Origin of the sequence: Acinetobacter sp. AG1 (assembly GCF_001005525.1) — a bacterium.
Lineage (GTDB): Bacteria > Pseudomonadota > Gammaproteobacteria > Pseudomonadales > Moraxellaceae > Acinetobacter > Acinetobacter modestus.
The window spans coordinates 64,286-85,357 of sequence record NZ_LBMZ01000124.1 but is presented as its reverse complement, the minus strand read 5'-3'; the positions used below and the strand labels follow the sequence as shown (position 1 = coordinate 85,357).

Annotated in this window: 20 protein-coding genes and 1 tRNA gene; 10 read left to right on the top strand and 11 right to left on the bottom strand. The window is 36.5% G+C overall.

Translation table 11 applies throughout. The features are described 5' to 3' along the window. Window positions 1-42: 42 nt before the first annotated feature. The 5 genes from AAV96_RS17230 to AAV96_RS17210 form a co-directional block, all read right to left on the bottom strand. Window positions 43-1,065, bottom strand: a complete 1,023-nt coding sequence (locus AAV96_RS17230) for a competence protein CoiA family protein (protein ID WP_046740199.1) — start codon at window positions 1,063-1,065, stop codon at window positions 43-45. Between the two features lie 64 nt (window positions 1,066-1,129). Next, on the bottom strand, window positions 1,130-1,360 hold the full coding sequence (locus AAV96_RS17225; protein WP_046740198.1) for a helix-turn-helix transcriptional regulator: 231 nt from the start codon (window positions 1,358-1,360) through the stop codon (window positions 1,130-1,132). Window positions 1,361-1,448: 88 nt separating this feature from the next. Further along, window positions 1,449-2,345 carry a hypothetical protein gene (locus tag AAV96_RS17220; RefSeq protein WP_046740197.1) on the bottom strand — a complete coding sequence of 299 codons (897 nt, stop codon included), beginning with the start codon at window positions 2,343-2,345 and terminating at the stop codon, window positions 1,449-1,451. Window positions 2,346-2,587: 242 nt separating this feature from the next. Further along, entirely contained in the window at window positions 2,588-3,664 is a 1,077-nt protein-coding gene (locus AAV96_RS17215; RefSeq protein ID WP_046740196.1) for a YqaJ viral recombinase family protein, read from the bottom strand. Between the two features lie 166 nt (window positions 3,665-3,830). Next, on the bottom strand, window positions 3,831-4,877 hold the full coding sequence (locus AAV96_RS17210) for a DUF932 domain-containing protein (protein ID WP_046740195.1): 1,047 nt from the start codon (window positions 4,875-4,877) through the stop codon (window positions 3,831-3,833). 320 nt (window positions 4,878-5,197) lie between these two features. Between AAV96_RS17210 and AAV96_RS17205 the strand changes: the two genes are divergently transcribed. The 4 genes from AAV96_RS17205 to AAV96_RS17190 all read left to right on the top strand — a co-directional run bounded on the left by AAV96_RS17205 (window position 5,198) and on the right by AAV96_RS17190 (window position 8,810). Then, window positions 5,198-6,823 (top strand): hypothetical protein, encoded by a 1,626-nt coding sequence (locus AAV96_RS17205; RefSeq protein WP_046740194.1) that lies wholly within the window; start codon window positions 5,198-5,200, stop codon window positions 6,821-6,823. A gap of 415 nt (window positions 6,824-7,238) precedes the next feature. After that, a complete protein-coding gene (locus AAV96_RS17200; RefSeq protein ID WP_046740193.1) occupies window positions 7,239-7,544 on the top strand; it encodes a hypothetical protein in 306 nt (101 codons plus the stop codon). A gap of 178 nt (window positions 7,545-7,722) precedes the next feature. After that, the gene (locus AAV96_RS17195; RefSeq protein WP_046740192.1) at window positions 7,723-8,334 is read left to right on the top strand and encodes a hypothetical protein; all 612 of its coding nucleotides are present in this window, start codon (window positions 7,723-7,725) and stop codon (window positions 8,332-8,334) included. Window positions 8,335-8,453: 119 nt separating this feature from the next. Next, on the top strand, window positions 8,454-8,810 hold the full coding sequence (locus AAV96_RS17190) for a hypothetical protein (RefSeq protein WP_046740191.1): 357 nt from the start codon (window positions 8,454-8,456) through the stop codon (window positions 8,808-8,810). A gap of 144 nt (window positions 8,811-8,954) precedes the next feature. Here AAV96_RS17190 and AAV96_RS17185 read toward each other — a convergent pair whose 3' ends face one another. From AAV96_RS17185 to AAV96_RS17170, 4 genes are all read right to left on the bottom strand, one after another. Beyond that, on the bottom strand, window positions 8,955-9,224 hold the full coding sequence (locus AAV96_RS17185) for a hypothetical protein (RefSeq protein ID WP_046740190.1): 270 nt from the start codon (window positions 9,222-9,224) through the stop codon (window positions 8,955-8,957). Between the two features lie 124 nt (window positions 9,225-9,348). Further along, the gene (locus AAV96_RS17180) at window positions 9,349-10,197 is read right to left on the bottom strand and encodes an inovirus-type Gp2 protein (protein WP_046740189.1); all 849 of its coding nucleotides are present in this window, start codon (window positions 10,195-10,197) and stop codon (window positions 9,349-9,351) included. 499 nt (window positions 10,198-10,696) lie between these two features. After that, complete coding sequence (locus AAV96_RS17175; protein ID WP_046740188.1) at window positions 10,697-13,156, bottom strand: hypothetical protein; 2,460 nt, start codon at window positions 13,154-13,156, stop codon at window positions 10,697-10,699. Between the two features lie 419 nt (window positions 13,157-13,575). Beyond that, window positions 13,576-14,526: a hypothetical protein gene (locus tag AAV96_RS17170; RefSeq protein WP_046740187.1), complete on the bottom strand. Its 951-nt coding sequence runs from the start codon at window positions 14,524-14,526 to the stop codon at window positions 13,576-13,578. A gap of 129 nt (window positions 14,527-14,655) precedes the next feature. Between AAV96_RS17170 and AAV96_RS17165 the strand changes: the two genes are divergently transcribed. Beyond that, window positions 14,656-14,931 (top strand): hypothetical protein, encoded by a 276-nt coding sequence (locus tag AAV96_RS17165; RefSeq protein ID WP_046740186.1) that lies wholly within the window; start codon window positions 14,656-14,658, stop codon window positions 14,929-14,931. Here the strand turns inward: AAV96_RS17165 and AAV96_RS17160 are convergent. Continuing rightward, window positions 14,928-16,181 (bottom strand): tyrosine-type recombinase/integrase, encoded by a 1,254-nt coding sequence (locus AAV96_RS17160; RefSeq protein WP_046740185.1) that lies wholly within the window; start codon window positions 16,179-16,181, stop codon window positions 14,928-14,930. The genes AAV96_RS17165 and AAV96_RS17160 overlap by 4 nt on opposite strands. A 151-nt stretch (window positions 16,182-16,332) precedes the next feature. Then, window positions 16,333-16,419 (bottom strand) — tRNA-Leu (locus AAV96_RS17155). Window positions 16,420-16,600: 181 nt separating this feature from the next. Between AAV96_RS17155 and queA the strand changes: the two genes are divergently transcribed. From queA to yajC, 5 genes are all read left to right on the top strand, one after another. Then, window positions 16,601-17,638 carry a tRNA preQ1(34) S-adenosylmethionine ribosyltransferase-isomerase QueA gene (gene queA, locus AAV96_RS17150; protein ID WP_046740184.1) on the top strand — a complete coding sequence of 346 codons (1,038 nt, stop codon included), beginning with the start codon at window positions 16,601-16,603 and terminating at the stop codon, window positions 17,636-17,638. A gap of 13 nt (window positions 17,639-17,651) precedes the next feature. After that, complete coding sequence (locus AAV96_RS17145) at window positions 17,652-18,680, top strand: hypothetical protein (RefSeq protein WP_046740183.1); 1,029 nt, start codon at window positions 17,652-17,654, stop codon at window positions 18,678-18,680. 56 nt (window positions 18,681-18,736) lie between these two features. Next, entirely contained in the window at window positions 18,737-19,306 is a 570-nt protein-coding gene (locus tag AAV96_RS17140; RefSeq protein WP_004664869.1) for a LemA family protein, read from the top strand. A 160-nt stretch (window positions 19,307-19,466) separates the two neighbouring features. Beyond that, window positions 19,467-20,597 carry a tRNA guanosine(34) transglycosylase Tgt gene (tgt, locus tag AAV96_RS17135; protein ID WP_005162280.1) on the top strand — a complete coding sequence of 377 codons (1,131 nt, stop codon included), beginning with the start codon at window positions 19,467-19,469 and terminating at the stop codon, window positions 20,595-20,597. Between the two features lie 109 nt (window positions 20,598-20,706). Next, a complete protein-coding gene (gene yajC, locus AAV96_RS17130; RefSeq protein WP_004664873.1) occupies window positions 20,707-21,036 on the top strand; it encodes a preprotein translocase subunit YajC in 330 nt (109 codons plus the stop codon). Window positions 21,037-21,072 lie beyond the last annotated feature (36 nt).

The window sequence follows — 21,072 nt, the reverse complement described above, 5'->3', positions numbered from 1 at the left end:
CGTATGTTTTGTAATTAAGAAATAATAAATATATTAGCATTTTTAAATTAGTTTTTCAGGCTTGTACCAATCACATTCAGCTGCCTGATTTGACCCACATTTAAATTTTTTAGCTTTACAAAAGATGGGCTGGTTATTTGCATAGTCCCAGTTATTCCCACTATATCTACACAAAAAACAATTCTTGATAGGAACTTTGTTATAAGCTGCCAACTTTAACTGGTCTAAGAATATATCACCATGAGCATAACCGACATATACGGTAGAATTCACAAACTCTAAATCTGTTTCAATGATATTACTATAGATAATTTTATCCTTGTACTTAGCAAGCTTTGCTTCAATATCTGACAAATAAGCAAGCTCTAAAAAAGACTTACCTGAATCCCAAACATAAAAGCCAAAAAATTGCTTGGGTAAACATTTGCACTCAGCATCAGTAATTGAAGTACCTCCCTGATTAAAACCTAAAAACAATGCACCATGAGGCTCTAAATTTGCTTGATATATTTGATCTATATCTTCTTCAGAATCAATTCTTATTTCTATAATACGTTTTCCTGAGCTTTGTTTTTTCTCACTCAAAAAGTGCGTTACGGCAATTTCAATATAAATATTGTCTTCTGGGAAATTTGCTCTAGAAAGTAATAAATCTGGAATAAAATTTTCCTCTTTCTTCTCAACTTCAATAATTGAGAAATATTCAGTCAGATCAAACTTCTTTCCAATAAATCCAAGATCACAACTCTTACGAATACTTCTTTTGAATTTATTGCATTTCTTAGAAACATGAAAAGTAATATAAAAAGGTTCATTTTCCTCTAAACATTTTTGATAGACCTCAAAAAAAACCTGTTTGCCCAAACGATGCAAATATGTTTCACCATTGCACTCTTGAATACTTTTATGTGCAAAATGTGGTTGTTTTATTTTTCCATTCACTTTAGCTATTAAAATATTATCACAACCTAAACATGTGAAATCTGACTGTTGCTCTTTACCGATTAGATCAATAGCTCTGACTACTTGTCCCAATTGGTCTTTAGCATATTGATAACGTGCCATCCTTTTTCCAATTATTGTTTTTATATCAAATATAACCAAAAAAATAAGGGAGCAAAAGCTCCCATTATTCCCCACCCTCTAACTTAAACTCAATCCACTGATGGATCTCCCAAGCTGACCAACCAATACGTGATTCACTTAAGCGAATTGGCTGAGGAAATGTAGGATCATAATACTTTAAACCCTTATTTATCAGTTCGTAGATTTTTGATTTGCTCAAAGCAGTAAATTCAAAGACATGTTTGATGTTAATAATTTGATTCATCTGAAAAGTTTGACCAGTGAACGCATTCATGATGTTTTTCTCCCGATCAATGATGCGAGCGCGATTTCGCTCAAATAATAGAGCTCGCTGTAAGAAAAAGCGTTCTGCTTTCTTCTAATCAATTCAAAGCCTGAACCGATTGCTGCAACCCTTTCTGAATATCCTGAACATGGGTTAGGCCTTGCACTTCTTCATGTTGTGGTTGCTTAGTCTCATCAGCATAAAACTCCTCCACTATATCCAGTCCCTCTTCTCCACCCACCTCAAAACTGGCATTACCATAGCCCTGTCGTGCCACATGATCTAAAGCCTCCTGATAAAACCCTGCTGCCTTACTTTGTTCATCCATTTGCTTAGCTGAGCTAATCGCATCTTTCAGATTTGTACCATCACGTAAGGTTAAGTCCACGTAGTAAATCGGAGTACGATAGCTTTGTGTGGTGCTCTTACCTCTTAACGTCAATTGCAAAGGCAAACATGACAGTAAGTCGCCCGAAGCGGCATGATAATAACGAAGACGAGCTGCCAGCGTCCGAATACTATTAAAGCCTGTAGTTCTGAAGATAAATGTCCCTAACTCATCCGATTCATCTAAGTTGACGTAGAGTCTGCCGTAGGGCTTACAGAGTCCACCCTGTGCCAGTGGACATAAGTCAGGTGATGGACATGGATATTGTTCAATACCATTTTGTCCAAGTCGCTGACAGGTTTCTCCATTGCCTGAACAAATTAAACGTCCTGTCTGTCGATCAAATAAGCTGTACTCTGCTCTAAGATTAAGCTCAGGATCATTAAAGATCATACGGACTGGAATGGTTCTGAGTTTTTGATTCGGTGCTTTGGCACGGAGTTGCTCATCCAGTGGATGCTTCACCCAACCCTCTTTGTTTTGGATTTGGCTGGTAATAGTAAATTGGTCATCCTTTTCAGGAACACGTTTACCATTCTTTTCTATAATTTTACCAATGCTGATACGCCCAAGTACGGGTGGTGTAATTGCTAGACCTTTAATCATAAGATGAATCCTTATTTTGTTAAATATTTACGAAGTCACGATATTTACTGTAAAGCACTACCTCTTCACCTATTCCTTTTCAGCCTGATCAATCAACTCTCTTTATTCATCGGTCACAAGAGATTGAGTGCATCAAAGATTTACGCAAAGCTTCTCCAACGCCCTTTCTCTGTTACTTAGAGGAAGGGCAAGTGGGGCGGCTTTGCGCATTTTTTAGGTTTCAGGAGGAGGGCTAGAGTTGGTTAAGAACTTGAATGAATATTAAATCTGCGACTACCAATACGGGTTTGAGGATACTGATCTAATAATTCGGGCTGTGCTTGGAGTAATGCTTTCTGATCTAACACCACACTATCTTTCGATTTCTTCCATGTCACACTGCCCTGACTAAATATGGCTTTTTCGGCATCCTTCATTAATATCTGAATACGATGCTTGAGATAGTCATATTTGGTTTGATGATGTGCTAGATGCTTCTCCTCATTCAGTAGATCAGTAAATAGCTGATCTACTCCTGATAAAGTAGACAGATCCACAGTTTGTAAAGGTATATGCTGCGGGTATAAGAGTTGCAGAGCTTTAGCTGCTGATTCACTAGCATCGACATGAGGTGGTATATCGTTTTCTACACAAGACCAGAAGATTTTTTCTGAAGCAATAAGACGATTGATCACAATTTCATTGCGTTCGACTTTAAATATCTTAGCTTCGTGTCCACAGATCAAGGCACAGATATGTGCTGCTTGTTTACCAGTAACAGCCAATTGATGCTGTACTTGAATGAGCACATACAAAGGAACTCCTTCCCTCCAATGTTTGGTTCCCCACTCTCCGACTGATTTACATTCCAGAAGCTGTACTTCATCACTGCCTACAACCGCATAATCTAGATTGGCCAACATAAAGGCTTTGTCTTCATCAGGATGCTGTAATACTGCATTAACCCGACGAACTTTATTACCTGTGCGCTGCCGATAATAATCTGCAATCAATGGCTCAAGCTTATTACCCCAATACAGAGGTGAATAGTGGTTCTTAAGAGGTTGATCTGGAGGGACTTGCATCCGACCTGTTTTAATCATCCATAATTCCAGCATCGACATATGTGGATTTAAACCACAAGCTGCTGCGGCATCACTACTCCCAATACCCTGCTTTCGTACCTGTAGCCATTGTTCTCGATTCATACCTTTGGTTTTAGCCAAACGTTTAGCTGAATTTTGCTGTGATCTAGAAGTCAAAGTTGTTTGCGGTGGATTTAGGGTTAAAGGTAGATGAGTGCTTGCATGACTTGATGAGGTTTGAGTATTTGGATTCATCATATTCTCCATATCTGTAAAAAATTAAAATTTGGGCATAAAAAAAGCCGCACCTGGGGGAGGTGCGGCAAAAGGAAAAACTATTCATTAAAATTGGTTGATTCAGGAAAGGTTTAGCTTAGGCTATTCATTTACTAAACCTATCCTTACATATGTTGAGTTGAATTTAAGCTACCATTCTTAACGCTTGTTCCAAACCACGTTGCTTAATAGCTGCCCCCATACCAAACCAAGCAGAATCCAATCGATGGTCGGTACTCATGGCTCGTCGTTCATGATCACAAAATTCTGTAATGGCGCAGAGCAATCCATAGGCTGTGTCTTTGGAAGAGCTCAGTTCCGCCCCACGACCATGCCCGTTAAACATCGTCATGACTTTAGACATGGCTCGTCCATTCGGTTCAGTTTTATTATCGGATCGAGGTGAAACAGTTTGGTTAGGCATTGCAGCATTACGGTAGAACTGAATGATGCTTTCATCCTGCTCCGCAATACTTAGATTAGTATTATTAAATACCGCATCAAAGTAAGCTGCTGCTTCCTGCTGAGTCACTTTACGTTGACTCAATTGCTTCATCTCGTACATGTGCTCATCCCATGTACGGACTGAAATACCTAATTGCTGCTTCACTTTTTCTGCATCAAACTTTGTACTGTGTGGAACCTTAATAACGCTTGCACTGCTCTGTCCTTTTAGAGCAATTGCCAGCGTGTTATTACACACTACTCGAATTGAAGTGAATTGAGCTGTTGTGGCGAGCGTTCCATCACAAGCTGTTGCTAATAAAATATAGCCATTACTGACATCCTTGCCTTTTAAAGCTGTGGTCTGCCCTGTCTTAGCCAAAGCCCAGAATTTCTTGCCACCTTTAAGTACACCTGCTGTTTCAAGCTCAAAGCCTGATTGTTCAGTTAGGTCTCGATAGAACTCCAAAATGGAACTCGGCTGTACTTCCTGAAAGCGTTGGCTAACCACAGATAATGGTGCATGGGTATCTGATCGATATAAAACCCGTTGCTCTTCAAAAGGCATAATAATACTCTGACCTTTTTCATTCTGAGCCATATAACTGACATCTGAAGATTCAATACGCCAGTCCATACCTGCCTGCTTCGCCCAAACTTCAAGTGGCTGATTTGGGGTGAGTTGATTACCTAAACCATGCCAAGGGGTTTGACCTACAAATGCCATTGTTTCGACTAAGTGCGCCATATAAATCACTCCACGAGAATTGATTGTTCATGGAGGTAATATGTATTTGAAATTTTTTGGATTAGGAATATAGATACATTTTTAGTCAGTAATTAGACTAATAGATACGTCTAATTTTGGAATATTTTCTCATCACGAATTTTAATTTCATTATTAGTTACATTGGCAAAGAGAGTTCTTTGAAAATTTACAAGGGCAATTATATTCAAAGACAAAAAGTAAATATAAACTAATGCCTCTTGAACTTATAACTTAGGTTTAAGGTAAGTTAAGAGATAGGATTTAAATCAACTAAATTATAATTTTCAAGCGTATCTAAAATGAATACTGAATATTTTGGAAATATTCCATATTACCGACCTAAGCCATCAAGTGAACTAGAATTACGTCTTGAGGCTGAAACTCATCTCCGCTCACAGTACCCTACAGGTATCTATAAAGAAGCAAAAGAAATAAATGATATTGTTCAATATCTTTTTTCTTTTTATAAAAAAAAATTAAATGAGATTCTCCCACAAATTGCGTCTAGAGGTTTTTTAGAGTTTTTGCTTTTTCAGTATGATCAATCATTCTTAATAAACAGTCTATTTAAGAAAAAACTTCTTTCACCATCAGAGATGGCATCATGGTCTAAGATAGGAGCGCAGTCTAGACGAGCAATAAAATATATGGCAGAAAATATCGTCCTGCTTCAACCAACTAGAGAACCTGATTTTAAACGATCAAAATTGGTGAAGCTCGTTGATTATTTATGGATTGCAGCAGAAGAAATGGTTGAGCTATATCTGCTTAGTGATCAAACTATTAATATATTTCCAGATAGTTCTACACTTGAAATACTTCCTGAAGCTCAGAGTGTCTTTTTTAAATTAACCTCATCTAAAGAATTTGCTTTTTTAGATTTAATCAATCGAGATCGTGAAAATAAAGCTTCTTACCTAGGGGAAGGAATTAGTCCATTTGAATTAAATATGATTGAACATAGTTCATTTATGGATGAGGCAATGAAGCTTGATATAGGAGCAACCTATAAAGAATGCCTCTCTTTAATTGCAAACTTAATTCAAGATGCTGAACCTGTACCTAATGGCCTTCCTGTAGTGTTTGTTAATAATAAGTATTTAGTACACCAACTCAGTCAGTTCTCAAAGATACAACCAGCAATAATTGAAAGAATTCTATCTGGTTTTACCCTTACTAAAAAAAATATGGAACTCGAAGAAAGGCAGTTGTGGAAGCCTAAGCAAGAATATCGTGCATTTAGAAGAGGTTTCTTCCTATTACAAGATGAAGGGGCTCCACATATAGTTTTTTCCAAACATATGGCAAAAGAAAACCTGACATTTCTAATAATTTCTGTTGTTTATCAACATTTACCACCAGAATGGTGTGGTAGCAATACTCAAAAAGCACTAGCAGCGATCTCTAACAAAGCAGGAAAGTGGTTCGAGGGTATTGTAATTAAAAATTTAAAAGAAATTGGCATATTGGGACGTTCATATAAAAATAAAATCGGGAATGTGAAAAACTATATAGAAATTCCATCAGGTGTAGGAGAAATTGATTTCTTAGGTTATTCAGAGAGTGAACAAACTTTATTTATTTTAGAATGCAAGATGGTTAATTCTGGGACAGAACCAAAGTTTTATCGTAAGGATATTGAAACTTTTGTACTTAAAAAGAACTCTTACCTAAAACAATTCGAGAAAAAGCATCAATGGATAAATCAAAATCTCCAGCAAATAATTGATATATTGAATACAACTAAAGAGTTCAATCAAAGCACTAAAGTGAAAAAACTTGCGACAGGTTTTATAACCCTCTCTCCAAGTATTGCTACGTACTTTATAGAACAATATCCTTGCGTTAGCCTTACCAATTTAATGGAAGATTATGCTATTCATAAATCATGGCCATATTCTTTAGGAGTGACAGAAATTTCTTAATACCATTAGATTAGTATCACTTTTCTTGTATATGAAAGACAATTATTAAAACAATTGACTAACCCTCCCCTCCCGATTATCCTTTCCCTGCTGACCCACATGGTCAGTCGGTTTTGACAGACCGTTTTAGCTAAGCGCACAACGATACATGTTGTATGTGTTTCTTGTGCGTACCTTTCTCTGTACACCGTTATGGTAGAACGGGAGAGGGACGCGTTCGCGCGTGCTGATTCTTAGCTATCAGTCTGTCAACCCGCTCTCGTTCTGCCACCATCATTTGACAGTGATATGGCAGGATTTCTTCATTAGCTAAGGAGTCAGCCATGACTATTCATATCTATTCATTTTCCTCAATTAATCTTTAAAGAGTTAATTTTTTACTCATTCTTTATTATTAATTGTCATGGGGTTAAAAATGAAAGTAATCAAACTATTGGCTATTGCCACACTATTCTCAGCTTCTAACATTTATGCTGCCACGCTGACAACTAAAGTCACAAGCAAATTGGAATGGACTGAAGAAGGTGCTTACTTCTCTTCAAGTAAAGGAGATATTTCTATCTATACGGTAGGCATCTCACCTAAACAATTCCAAAGTCTAAATTCGCTAAAAAAAGGTGATTGTGTCCTTATCACCGCTAAAGATAGTAAATTAACAAAACAGCAAGGCACTATCTCGATTATGGAATTTCAGAGTGCTAAAAAGGTCACTTGTAAATAAGAGTCACACCACCTTGATTTAGCTTTTGGTCTGGATTTAATCAGAGTATTTTCGGCTTTAAAATTCAATCTATTCAGATTGGATATAGCTTCATTCTAACTACTAGAAAGAATCAGTAAATACACCGAATGGATTTAAATCCTATCTAAAAATGAACAGGGTGCGATAAGGAATTTCTATGAAAAAATTAATCATCGTTACTTTATTTACTACTTGTACAACCCCTACTTTCGCAGCCAATCCAAGTTTTAAAGTGGGTAATGAGTATATTGTTCCAAGCCTTGAAACCCCTAAATCTTTAACGGTTAAGTTAGGGCAACCAACAACACGTCAAGGCAATAAAATGGTTTGGCAAAAAGGTTCTGCTGTGATTATGGCTGAATTTAAAAATACCAAGCTTCAAGAATTATCTAGTAATTTATTTTCTATTCCCCCTTCTGCCAATGCTCCTGAACGAAAAGCAGAGTTTGCATTTATAACAAACGTTTATATCACAGCAAACACTGGGGCTTTTAAGAATGAACCTATTCTTAAAGCTGGTAATTCATTGAAACAAGGTTTCTGTCTAGCAGCCCGCTGGATTGATAAAAAGGAACGTACTCTTCGTTATACGGTTAAAAAGGCAGGTCCTGATAACGGTAGTTTTTATTGGTCTTCTGATACAACACAAGATGCTGTGGATGAATGGGCACTATACCGCAAAGATACTTACACTCAAGGTATGGGGCTTATTTCTCGTGTTGGTTGGATTAATGAACCTGTCAACTATGACGTAAAGAAGTGTTTTTAAAATTAATTAAATTGAATCAAAAAAAGAAAACTACCTCTATTAATCAAATCTGTAACGAAAAATAGGAAAATGCTCTCTTTTTAGATTCTATCCAAAATAAAATACGAGTGAATACAGTAATGAAAAAATTAAATCTATGCCTCATCTTCTCTTTTGGGTTGTTGTCTAGCTTCCCTATGCTTGCTCAAGCAAAAGCCAAAGAAGCAATCTGTCAAATTGATGAAGGTGGTCAAACACGTTACAAAGGAAAATGTAAGTTTGAATCTCAAGGTGGTGGTAGTTTCTATATCAGCCATCCGAGCATTACTAAAAAGGTAAAAGTTGAAGGGCTCATGGTGATGATCGAAGGTAAAGATCAAGCTGTTGTCCAAGCCACTAGATTAGGGGGTGGTGGCTCTATGTGGGGTGAAGCTACCCGCTCTCAAAAACAAAAAGCATGTTGGGTCGGAAGTGATTTTAAAATTTGTGCATGGTGATCCATCATCTGATACAAATTTCACGCTATGACTGAATATCAAACTATAGAAAGAAATAAGGGAATGATGATTCCCTTATTTTATCTTTGTAAAATCTCCGACTTTAAGTAAGAGCAAATAAAGAAAACTTTATACTTGTTCTCCCTATTGAAAGTCATGTTGGCAAATATTGCAGTGGAAATAAGGGCTAGGCGTAGCGATTGGTTGCGAAGGCTGTGTCAAACTATCAATTAACCCTCCTACAACTGCTCCCACCAATCCTCCCAATAACGGTGACATAGGTGTAGGAAAACTTTTAGAAATCATCGTCCCAATCCCTGCTCCTGCCATAGAGCCATATGTATTGGTACTTTTAACTGGTGGTGGGGTACGAGTGATATTGTCTGAATAGCAATATGGACATGTAACATTCATAAGATCATCCTCATTAAATGAAAAAGGCTTATCGATTGATAAACCTTAAGTTTTGAATGTAAGGGAAAAGAAAACATTCAATCTTCATGTTAATGATGTATATCTATGATTTTTTGGGATCAACTTATCCAAAGCAACGCATCCCTTTAATTCGCTCTCGTAGATACTGATCTTTTTTTTCAACCCGTGCCAAATATCGAATAGCGTTCAAAGCATTTTTCACTTCATCCTTACGATTACGATGAATCATGCCAATACCTAAAGTACCTTGCCTGCGATAATTTTCCTTATGCTTTTTACGATGACAGCTAAAATAGCAACCATTATCCTTAGTGATATTTATCCATGTTTTGCCTATCTGTTCAGCATAGTGACTATCACGCATATGTGTCGAACCATTATAGATAAAAAGAAAATGACAGTGATATCCTTTGTCCCTTCCCTGTTCAATTGCCCATGAATAATCAAGTACACCTTTAAAGCAAGTCCAACGGTCACAAATACGGCTTCGAAAGACATTAAGGTCAGCATCGAATTGACAAATGTTGATATCAGCATCATAGGGATAACTAACATCCACACGCACTAATAACAATTTACAATGTTTCTCCAGTAAGGTTTCAAAATCATCCTTTAGTGCTTTGAAATTACGCTGCCGTTGTCGTCTATGTCGATTAAGAAAATGATTATGCTCAACCACCAGCTCTTCACAAAAAGCTATGAACTCTGCTCTTGAATGGAATAGCTCTCTGTATGAGGTTGTTATTCTGTTCATATCTAATGAGCGGCTAGTAGACATTAGATCAAAGTAACCCTGTAGAAGTGGGGAATATTCAAGCTCAGGGTCATAAATATCAGTAGCTTCTTTTCGATAATCTTCTAGTGCTGATTGAGCTTCTTTCCAATAACATTTACCTGAGCAGATACACAACATCAGGTCTTCGATCTCAATCAATGTTTCACTATGGTTCATATAAATATCTCCTATTCGTTGGTACGTCATAGGAGAGATGACTCTGTATTTAATTACCTTCGCACATAACCAATTTGCTATAAATCTTTTGATCCAGATATTTAAATTTTCTAATACACTGATTTTTATAAAAATAAAGAGAATTTATAGTTACAACTCTCAGTAGTAATTGATTGAGCAGATCATTATTTGTTTATTAGATATTTATTTAATAATTAAATTTATATCCTAGGAATAATATCTAGGTATTCTAATAAGATATCGTTTACAACATTGGTCTGTAACCCCTGATGAGATAAGGCCCTTTAGCAAGTAAATGACATTATTTCTACCCTCAGCTTAAGCTAGAAAGCAAGCCAGAATTACGGCTTTTCTTGCTTTAAATACATCAGAATAGCTGAAATGACATGATGCCGTGATAACCCATCAACATCAGGAATATTTCTTTTTTTACAATTCAGGCTTAATCATTTGAAAATAATGATACAGGCTTCTAACTCTACTTAGAATGTAATGAACGTATCCTCCCAAGAATCAGACAATTTTTGCGGGGTAACAATTCATACTCATCTGGCCGTACCAAGATCGTAGGACCATAAGCATAGTAAAGGGAAACTTTCTCAATCAATAATTTACGTTTAGCCCTTTGCCCCTGAAAAACTTCAACATAGTCATGATTTAAAGAGTTTTCGGTTTTAACTATAGGCAGACTACGAGCCGTTAACTTGGTCTGTTTAAGATCACTAAATGGATTTAAAATATTCTTACAGAAATTTAATGCCTTCCACTTCTTAGTCTTTAGGCCAGACTTACTAAAATCCAACGACCAAGAAGTTTTAAGAAATGATAAGTTTTTATTGTTTTGAGGGTGCCTATCATTAAATCTATGAATTTGTTCCTGTTTATTAACCACATAATCAATCCAATAGTCGCTCACTACCTTTCTAAGAATAGCAATATCCCCTATATCTGTATTTTTATCAGTTTTGAAAAATAAAGTGGCATCTATGTAGTGTTTGTATCGATGTGGAATATATATGCCAATGTGCCCCTCTAAACGAAATCCATTGGTATAGCGGCGTTTGAGATTATCAACATAATCCCTGAATATATCATCAAACATTGTTGCTTGCTCTCCCGCTCTTCCCCTACAGCTGAAAATGAAACGTAGTACTACAACATCTGTTTCCAATACCTGGTTCAAGTAATTCTGAATAGAGACGATCTTTTTACTGGCCGTATTTAATCTCTGTTGTTCTTGCTTTGCTAGCGGCTGAAGTGCACTAATTCTGTATTTTCCCAGATCTCTACGTAAACGACTAGTTTTATAAACTTCGTATTCACTTGCAAAGAAACTGTCATATTGCTCAAGAAAAGAAATTGCTTTTAAATTCAGCTCCCTGGGCAAACGTACACTACGATTAATACGCTCTACCTCTGAAACCAGTAAAAACTGCTGAAACATGAAAGATAGCTTCACTAATTTTGGTGATGCTTGAAAACTTTTAATATTGTAGCCATCTGCAAAGTCATAAACAGGATCACAACTCAATCTACTTAGGAAGCTCTCAATTCTGATTAGGTCATCAATCAACTCTTCTGATACATTTGTAGTATCCTGCTGTTTACATAAAAAATGAATGAGTTGGATCTTATGATCTTCTTTTGTCGGCAGTCCTCGACTGTTAAAATATTTATCAAACTTTTCTAATTCTATTTCGTTGATCAATTCATCCAAAAAATGTGGAACTACTTTTGGTTGAGTTTGCTTCGGTTTTTCTTTAGGAACTTCGAACGAATTTTCTTGCTCAGCATTATCAAAATATATTTTTTCTTTAAAATACAAATAATTATTCAGAGTAATATATTTCATCTCTTCATAATGTTCCAGTTCCTCCCCCTTATCAAGTTTCATTAAGAAGATACACGACAAAAAGTATCTTAAAAATTTATTGCGGAAAGTTTGTTTATCTGTTTTTGATTTGAGTTTCCCCGAAAAAGACTCCTCTGGAAATATACGCTGTAGCATGCTATCCCGAGGTATAACATTGATTCTCCACATATGCATCTGACCAATGATCCGCTGCACTTCATGACTAATCATCTCGTGCACGGCCTCTGAAGTTTTGAAGATATTGGCCTTATAGATTAATAAGTAGGATAGAACAAAGTTATTATTATTTATGACATGAGCATGATTAACGATTAAAAGTATTCCATCTTCTTGCCTAAGAGCTTGTTCTAGACGATGAATTACTATCATTAATTCTCTTGATGAGAATAATTCAGAATCCCCCTCATACCTTCTAAGATTACTAGGTAAAAAAATATCGACCACACTAACCCCGATATTTCTTATACGAGAGACAAGATCATCATAGTCCTGTATGAGCATTTCATATATGCGATTCTGGCTCGCTATCTCATCAGGAATATCTTCAGCTGTGATCAACCCCAAAGATGTCTGTGCCTGATAAGATTCAATAAACTTGAATAACTTGTCCGCATCAAAATTCTTTTTAGTCCATAAGCTAGATAATTCAAAATACTCACCATACTCGCACCCCATATTTTTACTATATTCATTCAAAAAAACGGAATAGTTACTAATAGTTGTATCGAAGTAATAGTGATTTCGAAAATTTTGGAAAGCATCAAACTCCCCTTGATCGACTAAAGCCAATTTTTTATAGAAATCTGAAATCGCTAATGACTCCGTTTCATCTTGATTCTTTATTGCATTTTCGTAGTCTTCTCGGGTTGGTGCAGAGCCATTCTCAATTTTTCTTAGAACCTCATGAATACTTTCCAAAGCCACAATCGTCTCATGATAAATACATACTGCTGTATTTTTTTGCATCACAGACAATGCTGCCATTTTGATTTGAAACTTATTCTTCAAGTAAGCAAATAGCCCCTGAAAGAACTCATCACTACTTCCAACCCAAAGTTTGTCCACTGTTAAAATCCATTTTTAGTTATAGAATATTTAAAAAATAGCATAAAAGTTCAGTAAAAGTATCTAATTTAATATAGTTAAAAGTTTTATACCTTATTTCTATCCCTTAAATTTAAACTGTCTAAATTATAATATTTTCTATTTATTCACTAAAAATTTGTCAGCTATCCCTCAATTATCTAATTAAGAATAAAGCTCCCACAACAAAATTCGGCATAAAAAAACCACACCTACTACAGGTGTGGTTTTATTCATTTTTAATAGATAAATTCAAGAATTACTCTGGCTCAAGCTTTCTTTGAAGTTATCCTCATTACATCCATCCAAACTAAAGATTGACAATGAGGTAGATCATTTTTCATGCACTATGACGGAACACCCGAGACCCAACTTTCACTAATAGCGAGTTTTTAAAGCTCTCATTTTTGAATAATGATCTGCTTCACCAAATTCTTCTCATTTCGTAGACAATTAATTAACGATAACTCAATGTCACTATTAAATAGGATTTCCCGACCTAAGCTAATAAATGGGTATTTTCCTTTTAAAGCATGAGAGTATTTTGAGATGCTGGCATTGATGCACTCTAGTTCATAGGCTAATTTTTTTTGCCTTCTCTTTGCATAGAAACGATCAAGATCATCTTCTGGATCTTGAACTCTTCTACTCTTTTGAGGGTTACCATATTCTACAATCTGCTGTTGTATCGTTATTTTCTGAAGAAGAATATTCTTTTTATTTTCAAGCTCTATCAATCTTTCTGCTATAAAGTTCCGATCCACTTCTTCAAACTTTGCAATAACTTCGTCATATACATCATTCACAGCCCTATTCGGGTTTTTCCACTTTCCCTGCGTTTCAGCACGCTCCTTAAGAATATCAAAGAAAATCTTATGTTTAGCATAAAGTTTATTTTCATATCGAGCTTTAATCTTTATATAGCCTTCTATTTTCTTTCTTAACACAGATTGCCTAATCAATGCATATTGTATTGCCTGTCCTGATTGAGTTGTTATCATTTCAATCAATGCCTCAAGAATACCCTTATATTCTGTCTGGACGATGTAATCATCCAACTCATTAAAATTTTCAATTAACTTATCAACTAAACCAATTTGCTCAACAACTCGGCTTGCTGTTACCGATTCATTAAAGCTACTTACACCCCACAAACTATTTTCCCGATAAAAATCATAAAAGCTTTTATCACCAAGACTCACTAACTTTTTTAAAATTAGCTCTTTTACTCCAGTAGTCAACTCAACTTGTTGAATGCATTCTTGCCATTCGTTCAGATGTAAGTTCGCTATTGCTAATAGGTATAACTCATTGCTTAAGGTATGTAAGTCTTCTGCACTTATCTTTTTCATATTTATAAATTTCAATTAGATAAATACATTCTAGCAATGTTTTTATTAACATTAATAGAAGTATTCATTTCCATTCAAGTTATATCTAAGCTGACAACCTCTAATCAATGCTTAAGATAGAGAGGACTTATGGCAAAACTTAAAATTTCAGAAATAACTTTTGAACAAAGACTAGCATTAAAAAATGCATTCATTAATGCAGCAGATCAAGCTGAATTTGAACAGGAAACAATCGCTATTTACTATGGGATTTCAATTTCCTTATTACAACAATGGCGCTGTAAAGGTGGCGGCCCAAGATTCAAAAAAGTCGGTAGAACCATCCTATATCAAAAAACGGATGTACTAGAGTTTTTTAAACAGAAATACGAAAGTACAAGCCAATATGAATACAAAGCCTCTTAACTTGAGGCTTTAATTTTATTAATAGCATCATGCAGTGTGATCTGAGTATACTCAAATATTTGCTGCTCAATATCATTCATTGCCTGTTTTAATTTCTTGGTAGACATTTGAATATAACGCAAAGTTACATCATTTTGTCGTGATGAGTCCTTATGATTTAGCAACCTTTTAATGGTAGCAACGCTATAATCAAGATCGTTAGCAATTGTTGCATATGTTCTTCTCAAATCATGAGTCGTAATATTTGTTCCAGACATTTCATTCAACTTTGCTAAAGCAGTCCTCATATTCGTGATGTGATACCCCTCATTCTGACGAGAAGGAAATACCCATTCATTACCTTTTTGAGCATATCTTAATTTAAATATTTCAAACAAAAAATCTCCCATCGGTAAATGGTGGTCCTCACCATTCTTAGGATCATGGAAAATTAATAAACCTTTATTCATATCGACATCAGTTTCCCAACGCAAGCATTGCCCCTCGTCAAGCCGAACACCTGTCAGCATAATTAATAAATATAAATCTCGAGCATTATTTGCATAGGGCTTGCTATGCCATCGTGTTTCATCCTGATAATTCAATAAGGCACTAAAAAAATTACCAGCATCTTCTTCTTCAAGATAAGAAGTTTTAGCTTTGATGTTATTCCACAGTTTTTTTGCAGTCAAAATTTTGATCGGATTATCCTTAAGTAAAGGCTGTTCATCTTCATCCGTATATGTAAATTCAGCCCATGTATAAATTGCTCTTAATAAACGCATGGAGCCATTAGCTTGAGCAGGGCTAACTTTGGTAATTTCCTTAAACTTGGTGACAATATCCTGACGTGTAATTTCACTTAATCTAATATTCTGGAAACCAGAAAGATAATTATTCATCTGTTTATTATAAGAAATTACCGTTTTACCTTTGAGGTTACGCTCATTTATGTAATCTTGATATGCCACCATCAAAGTTGGAATTTGCTTTTTAATTTTTTGTGGTTTGCGAGGATCTTCACCCGTACCAATTTGTGTCAATATTGTTTCTGCTTTAATCCTTGCTTCAGTTGCTGTTATTTCAAAATACTTCCCAATCGCGACACGATAGTTTTTCCCATCTTTACGACGCTCAGCAATATATGTTTTAGATTTCTGCGTAACACGAAGAGCAAAACCTACTAACGAGGCATCTCGATAGATTTTTTGACCAGTTTTTTCAAACTCGACTTTATCAACAAATGATTTGGTGATTTTATAGGTAGCCATGCAAATACTGACAATTCAGAACATCTGGCGATAATAGAATAGATATGGAAATATTAGCAACTGTCTACAAAAGAGCTACAGATTAAGAAAAATCTACAAAATTTAGGTGACTTGAGAAAATCAATTTTATTATAACTTATTGATTAATAAGTGGTCCCGAGGGTCGGACTCGAACCGACACGTCATCTCTGACAGCGGATTTTGAGTCCGCCGCGTCTACCAATTTCACCACCTCGGGAAGAGTGCGATGCTTTGTGTTGCGTATCATAACCTGTTTGATTTTATTGTCAAACACTAACTATCGCTTATTGCTCACTTTTAAATCATTCAGATATTTTTCTGCTTATAAACACGTGAACTCAGCGAGAAAACACAAAAAAGACTATACTACACCCAATTTTTTGCAATGTTTTAGATGTATGCAACTCTCCGACTTTTCGTTTGATCTTCCTGATGAACTTATTGCTCGCTACCCACTAGATAGTCGTAGCGCATCTCGCCTACTCCATATCGATGCTCAAGGTCAGTATCACGATTATGTTTTCACCGATATTCTTGATTTACTTGAAGAAGGTGATTTGCTAGTACTGAATGATACTAAAGTCATGAAAGCACGCTTAAAAGGCAAACGCGCTACAGGTGGCGCAATCGAAGTACTGGTTGAGCGCATGCTGGACACCCACACCGCACATTGCCATGTCAAATCAAGTAACTCACCTAAAGCAGGCGCAGAACTATATATCGGTGAAGATGCTATTCCTGTCACGGTACAAGGTCGCCATGAAAATCTGTTTGTGGTGAAGTTTTCACAACCGATTTTGTCGGTGCTGGATCAATACGGTCAGCTCCCAATCCCGCCTTATTTCAACCGCGAAGCCGAAGAGATTGATACTGAGCGTTATCAAACTGTATTCCACGATCCTGAAAAAATTGCCAGTGTTGCAGCGCCGACAGCAAGCCTACATTTCGACCAAGGCTTATTAGAAAAATTAGCCGCTAAAGGCGTGCAAAAGACTTTTGTGACCTTACACGTAGGTGCAGGCACCTTTATGCCTGTACGTACCACCGACATCACCAATCATATTATGCACAGTGAATGGTGTGATGTGCCGCAAGCCACAATTGATCTAATTTTAGAAACTAAAGCTCGTGGTAATAAAGTCATTGCTGTTGGAACGACTGCGACTCGTGCCTTAGAGAGTGCTGCGCAAGCTAATCAAGGTAAAATTGCAGCTTGGACAGGTGATACGCAAATCTTTATCTATCCAGGTTATCAATTCTGTATCGTAGATCGTTTGATTACTAATTTCCATTTACCAGAATCAACTTTGCTGATGCTAGTTTCTGCATTATCAAATCGAGACCACATCTTAGCGGCTTATCAACATGCTGTTGAACAACGCTATCGTTTCTTTAGCTATGGTGATGCTATGCTAGTGGATCAATTAAACAACTGATTTAAATAGAACGATGCCGATCGATACTGTAGAACAAGCCTTACATATAAGACGAAAAAAAAATGCGCAGGTTTTCCGCAATATTGCTCGGCTTTGGGATATAGGGCAAAAATCACATAGTGATCAAGATTTGCTGGATGCTTTACATCCGTGGCGTGATGATCATAGCTTATGCTTTTTTAATGTATTGCCTTTTATTTTAGGCATTGTGAGCGTCTGCACATTAGTATTTGGCTATTTTTTTCACCCACATATTCAGTATATCTTTAGCCTTCTCGCTGCCTTTTTGACTGGCTTTTTAGCGTATTTACTGTATGAGCCAAAAGAGCCGCTCACACAGGTCATTACATATCTCGAACAACGCATGACTGTCTTACGTTATGGTCTGCAATTTCAACAGCTACCCGCTTATTTACCCATTCAAGCACAGCCATTATTGGTGATCAGTAGATTGAAGCAATTTTTCCCATTATTTAATCGTGGCACTGAATCTAACGAAATCATCCAATATGCTTCAACTACATGGCATGATGGTACGACAGAACATCAAGTTTTATTGTTTCAATATCACTATGTCAGTGAACTACCCATTTTTCAGGAAGAAAATAGCAATCAGAAAATTGCCAAAGAAATTCACAAATATCTATGGGGAGCTTTTATTTTTCAAATGCCTGCTTCAGGAATAGCGGTCAGCAATAAACGTTCTCGTTTTTTTGAACCATATACAAGTTCATGGCAAAGCAGCGATATTTTAATTAACCAAGAGTTAAATATTTTTGGGGTCGATCAACATCAATTAGCAAAAGAAATTAGTCCCAGCCTCACTTTAAAGCTACATGATTTTTTTCAACATTTTACTGGTGATTTAATTTATCATCATGAAGAGCAAATTTTGTGTTACCTCGGCGAACAAAACCTTTTCCAAACCGCCAGTAAACGCAGTGAAATCCATGATATTTCTGCATTACGTGGACATTTACGTACCATGACCATGCCGCAATATCAAAAGTTTCAACAATTGATGCTTAATTTAATTCAATAAATCCTCCGTCTCTCTTTGAGAGAGGGCTTAGGGAAAACATAATAAGGGGAATGACGATGACCGGTTTACTCATATTCTTGGGAATTTTTGTTGTGATCGTTGTATGGGCGATTTACACACGTAACAATATTGTTCGTTATTTTAATGCGACTAAACGTGCTTGGTCAGAAGTTGCTAACTTTGAGCGTCAAAAAGTAAAGACTTTAGAAGCATTGGAAGCAACATTAGATCAATATACTCAGTTTGAAAAATCAACTTTGGAAAAAGTGACTGAATTACGCCAACAAATTCTGAATCTGAATGTCAATGATACCGATATTTCTCAATTACAACAGATTGAGAAAATGAGTAAGGAACTGATTCGTAGCCTCAATGTGGTGGTGGAAAATTATCCTGAACTGAAAGCTGATGCACTTTATAGCAAGATGATGGATGATATTCAGGAACAAAACGAGAATGTGGGTGCGGCAATCACGATATTTAACCGTAACGTAGAATTGTTTAATAACCAGATCGAGGTTTTCCCCAACAACCTGATCAATACCCTAACCTTATCCAAGAAAGCCATTCGCCCGTTTAAGGATAATCTTGCAACTGAAAATTTTGACTATAAACCGAATTTTTAAAATTTATTTTTACTTGAATATAAGTCAATCTAAGCTTTATCTTGATTGGCTTTTTTATTTTTTAACTTACGCTACATTTAGTAGTAGAACTACACGCCATAATCAAGGAAAATAGCCGCTTTTGATCAGCGAACTGTTTTTTCGCCTTGATGGATGTGTCATGAAATTTGAAAAATTAGGTCAGTCGGGACGTGCCCGTCGTGGTCGACTTACGTTAGAGCATGGTGTGGTTGAAACACCTGTGTTTATGCCCGTGGGTACTTACGGTACAGTGAAAGGCATGTTACCTCGTGACATTGAAGAAATTCAGGCACAGATTATTTTAGGTAACACCTTCCATTTATATTTACGTCCTGGCTTGGAAGTGATCAAGGAGCATGGGGGTCTACATGAGTTTATCCAATGGGATAAACCAATTTTGACCGACTCAGGTGGTTTCCAAGTATTTAGCTTAGGCGCAATGCGCAAAATCAAAGAAGAAGGTGTAACTTTCCGTTCTCCTATTGACGGTTCAAAGGTGTTTTTGTCTCCAGAAATTTCAATGGAGATCCAACACGTACTGAATTCAGATATCGTGATGATCTTTGATGAATGTACTCCTTACCCAGCAACACATGAAGAAGCGCAAAAATCTCTGCAACTGTCTTTGCGTTGGGCTAAACGCTGTAAAACCCACCACCATGATGAGCTTAAGAATAAAAATGCCTTATTCGGTATTATTCAAGGCGGTATGTATGAAGATCTCCGTGATGAATCACTTAAAGGTTTATTAGAAGTTGGCTTTGATGGTTATGCAATTGGTGGTTTATCAGTTGGTGAACCAAAAGAAGAAATGATCAAAGTGCTTGATTATTTACCAAACAAAATGCCACAGGACAAACCACGTTATTTGATGGGTGTTGGTAAACCAGAAGACATCGTTGAGGCAGTTCGCCGTGGTGTCGATATGTTTGACTGCGTCATGCCAACCCGTAATGCACGTAATGGTCATTATTTTGTCACTGATGGTCTGGTAAGAATTCGTAATAGTAAATATCGTCATGATAAAGGACCTTTAGATCCACATTGTGATTGTTACACTTGTAAAAACTTCACCCGTGCCTATTTATATCATTTAGAGAAATGCGGAGAAATGTTGGCATCGATGCTCGGCACCATTCATAACTTGCGTTATTACCAAAGACTGACACAAGGGATGCGTGATGCATTGGATAACGGCACATTTGACGAATATGTTCAGGACTTTTATGCACGTCGTGGTCTAGAAGTTCCCGCTTGTCCAGAAGACTAATGTGAATGAATTGCATCAAGATTTGCGCCTGACCGCAAGACAAGGTACATTGCAAAACGAATTGGAATTTTATTATTAATTTTTGACTTTTTAATTTTAGGAAATCGAAATGAGCTTTTTAATTTCTACTGCTCACGCTGCTCCAGCGGCTGCACAAGGCCCTAGCCTGATGGCAAACTTGTTGATGATTGCTGTATTTATCGGGATCTTCTACTTCTTGATTTGGAGACCTCAAGCAAAACGTGCTAAAGAGCATCGTTCTTTAATCGAAAGCTTAGGTGTGGGCAGTGAAATCGTATTTGCAGGCGGTTTGATGGGAAAAATCACCAAACTTGATGGTGACTTTGCAGTAGTTGAACTCAGCCGTGGTGTCGATGTAAAAATTCAACGTGCGAGTGTCATTTCAGTATTACCTGAAGGCACACTAAATAACCTTTAATCATAAGATAGTCGTGCCTCAGCACGACTTTTTCAT

Bases quoted from the DNA above. Each gene is read 5' to 3' on its own strand.
- AAV96_RS17230 (WP_046740199.1), bottom strand. From the start codon at position 1,065: ATGGCACGTTATCAATATGCTAAAGACCAATTGGGACAAGTAGTCAGA.
- AAV96_RS17225 (WP_046740198.1), bottom strand. From the start codon at position 1,360: ATGAATGCGTTCACTGGTCAAACTTTTCAGATGAATCAAATTATTAAC.
- AAV96_RS17220 (WP_046740197.1), bottom strand. From the start codon at position 2,345: ATGATTAAAGGTCTAGCAATTACACCACCCGTACTTGGGCGTATCAGC.
- AAV96_RS17215 (WP_046740196.1), bottom strand. From the start codon at position 3,664: ATGAATCCAAATACTCAAACCTCATCAAGTCATGCAAGCACTCATCTA.
- AAV96_RS17210 (WP_046740195.1), bottom strand. From the start codon at position 4,877: ATGGCGCACTTAGTCGAAACAATGGCATTTGTAGGTCAAACCCCTTGG.
- AAV96_RS17205 (WP_046740194.1), top strand. From the start codon at position 5,198: ATGAATACTGAATATTTTGGAAATATTCCATATTACCGACCTAAGCCA.
- AAV96_RS17200 (WP_046740193.1), top strand. From the start codon at position 7,239: ATGAAAGTAATCAAACTATTGGCTATTGCCACACTATTCTCAGCTTCT.
- AAV96_RS17195 (WP_046740192.1), top strand. From the start codon at position 7,723: ATGAAAAAATTAATCATCGTTACTTTATTTACTACTTGTACAACCCCT.
- AAV96_RS17190 (WP_046740191.1), top strand. From the start codon at position 8,454: ATGAAAAAATTAAATCTATGCCTCATCTTCTCTTTTGGGTTGTTGTCT.
- AAV96_RS17185 (WP_046740190.1), bottom strand. From the start codon at position 9,224: ATGAATGTTACATGTCCATATTGCTATTCAGACAATATCACTCGTACC.
- AAV96_RS17180 (WP_046740189.1), bottom strand. From the start codon at position 10,197: ATGAACCATAGTGAAACATTGATTGAGATCGAAGACCTGATGTTGTGT.
- AAV96_RS17170 (WP_046740187.1), bottom strand. From the start codon at position 14,526: ATGAAAAAGATAAGTGCAGAAGACTTACATACCTTAAGCAATGAGTTA.
- AAV96_RS17165 (WP_046740186.1), top strand. From the start codon at position 14,656: ATGGCAAAACTTAAAATTTCAGAAATAACTTTTGAACAAAGACTAGCA.
- AAV96_RS17160 (WP_046740185.1), bottom strand. From the start codon at position 16,181: ATGGCTACCTATAAAATCACCAAATCATTTGTTGATAAAGTCGAGTTT.
- queA (WP_046740184.1), top strand. From the start codon at position 16,601: ATGCAACTCTCCGACTTTTCGTTTGATCTTCCTGATGAACTTATTGCT.
- AAV96_RS17145 (WP_046740183.1), top strand. From the start codon at position 17,652: ATGCCGATCGATACTGTAGAACAAGCCTTACATATAAGACGAAAAAAA.
- AAV96_RS17140 (WP_004664869.1), top strand. From the start codon at position 18,737: ATGACCGGTTTACTCATATTCTTGGGAATTTTTGTTGTGATCGTTGTA.
- tgt (WP_005162280.1), top strand. From the start codon at position 19,467: ATGAAATTTGAAAAATTAGGTCAGTCGGGACGTGCCCGTCGTGGTCGA.
- yajC (WP_004664873.1), top strand. From the start codon at position 20,707: ATGAGCTTTTTAATTTCTACTGCTCACGCTGCTCCAGCGGCTGCACAA.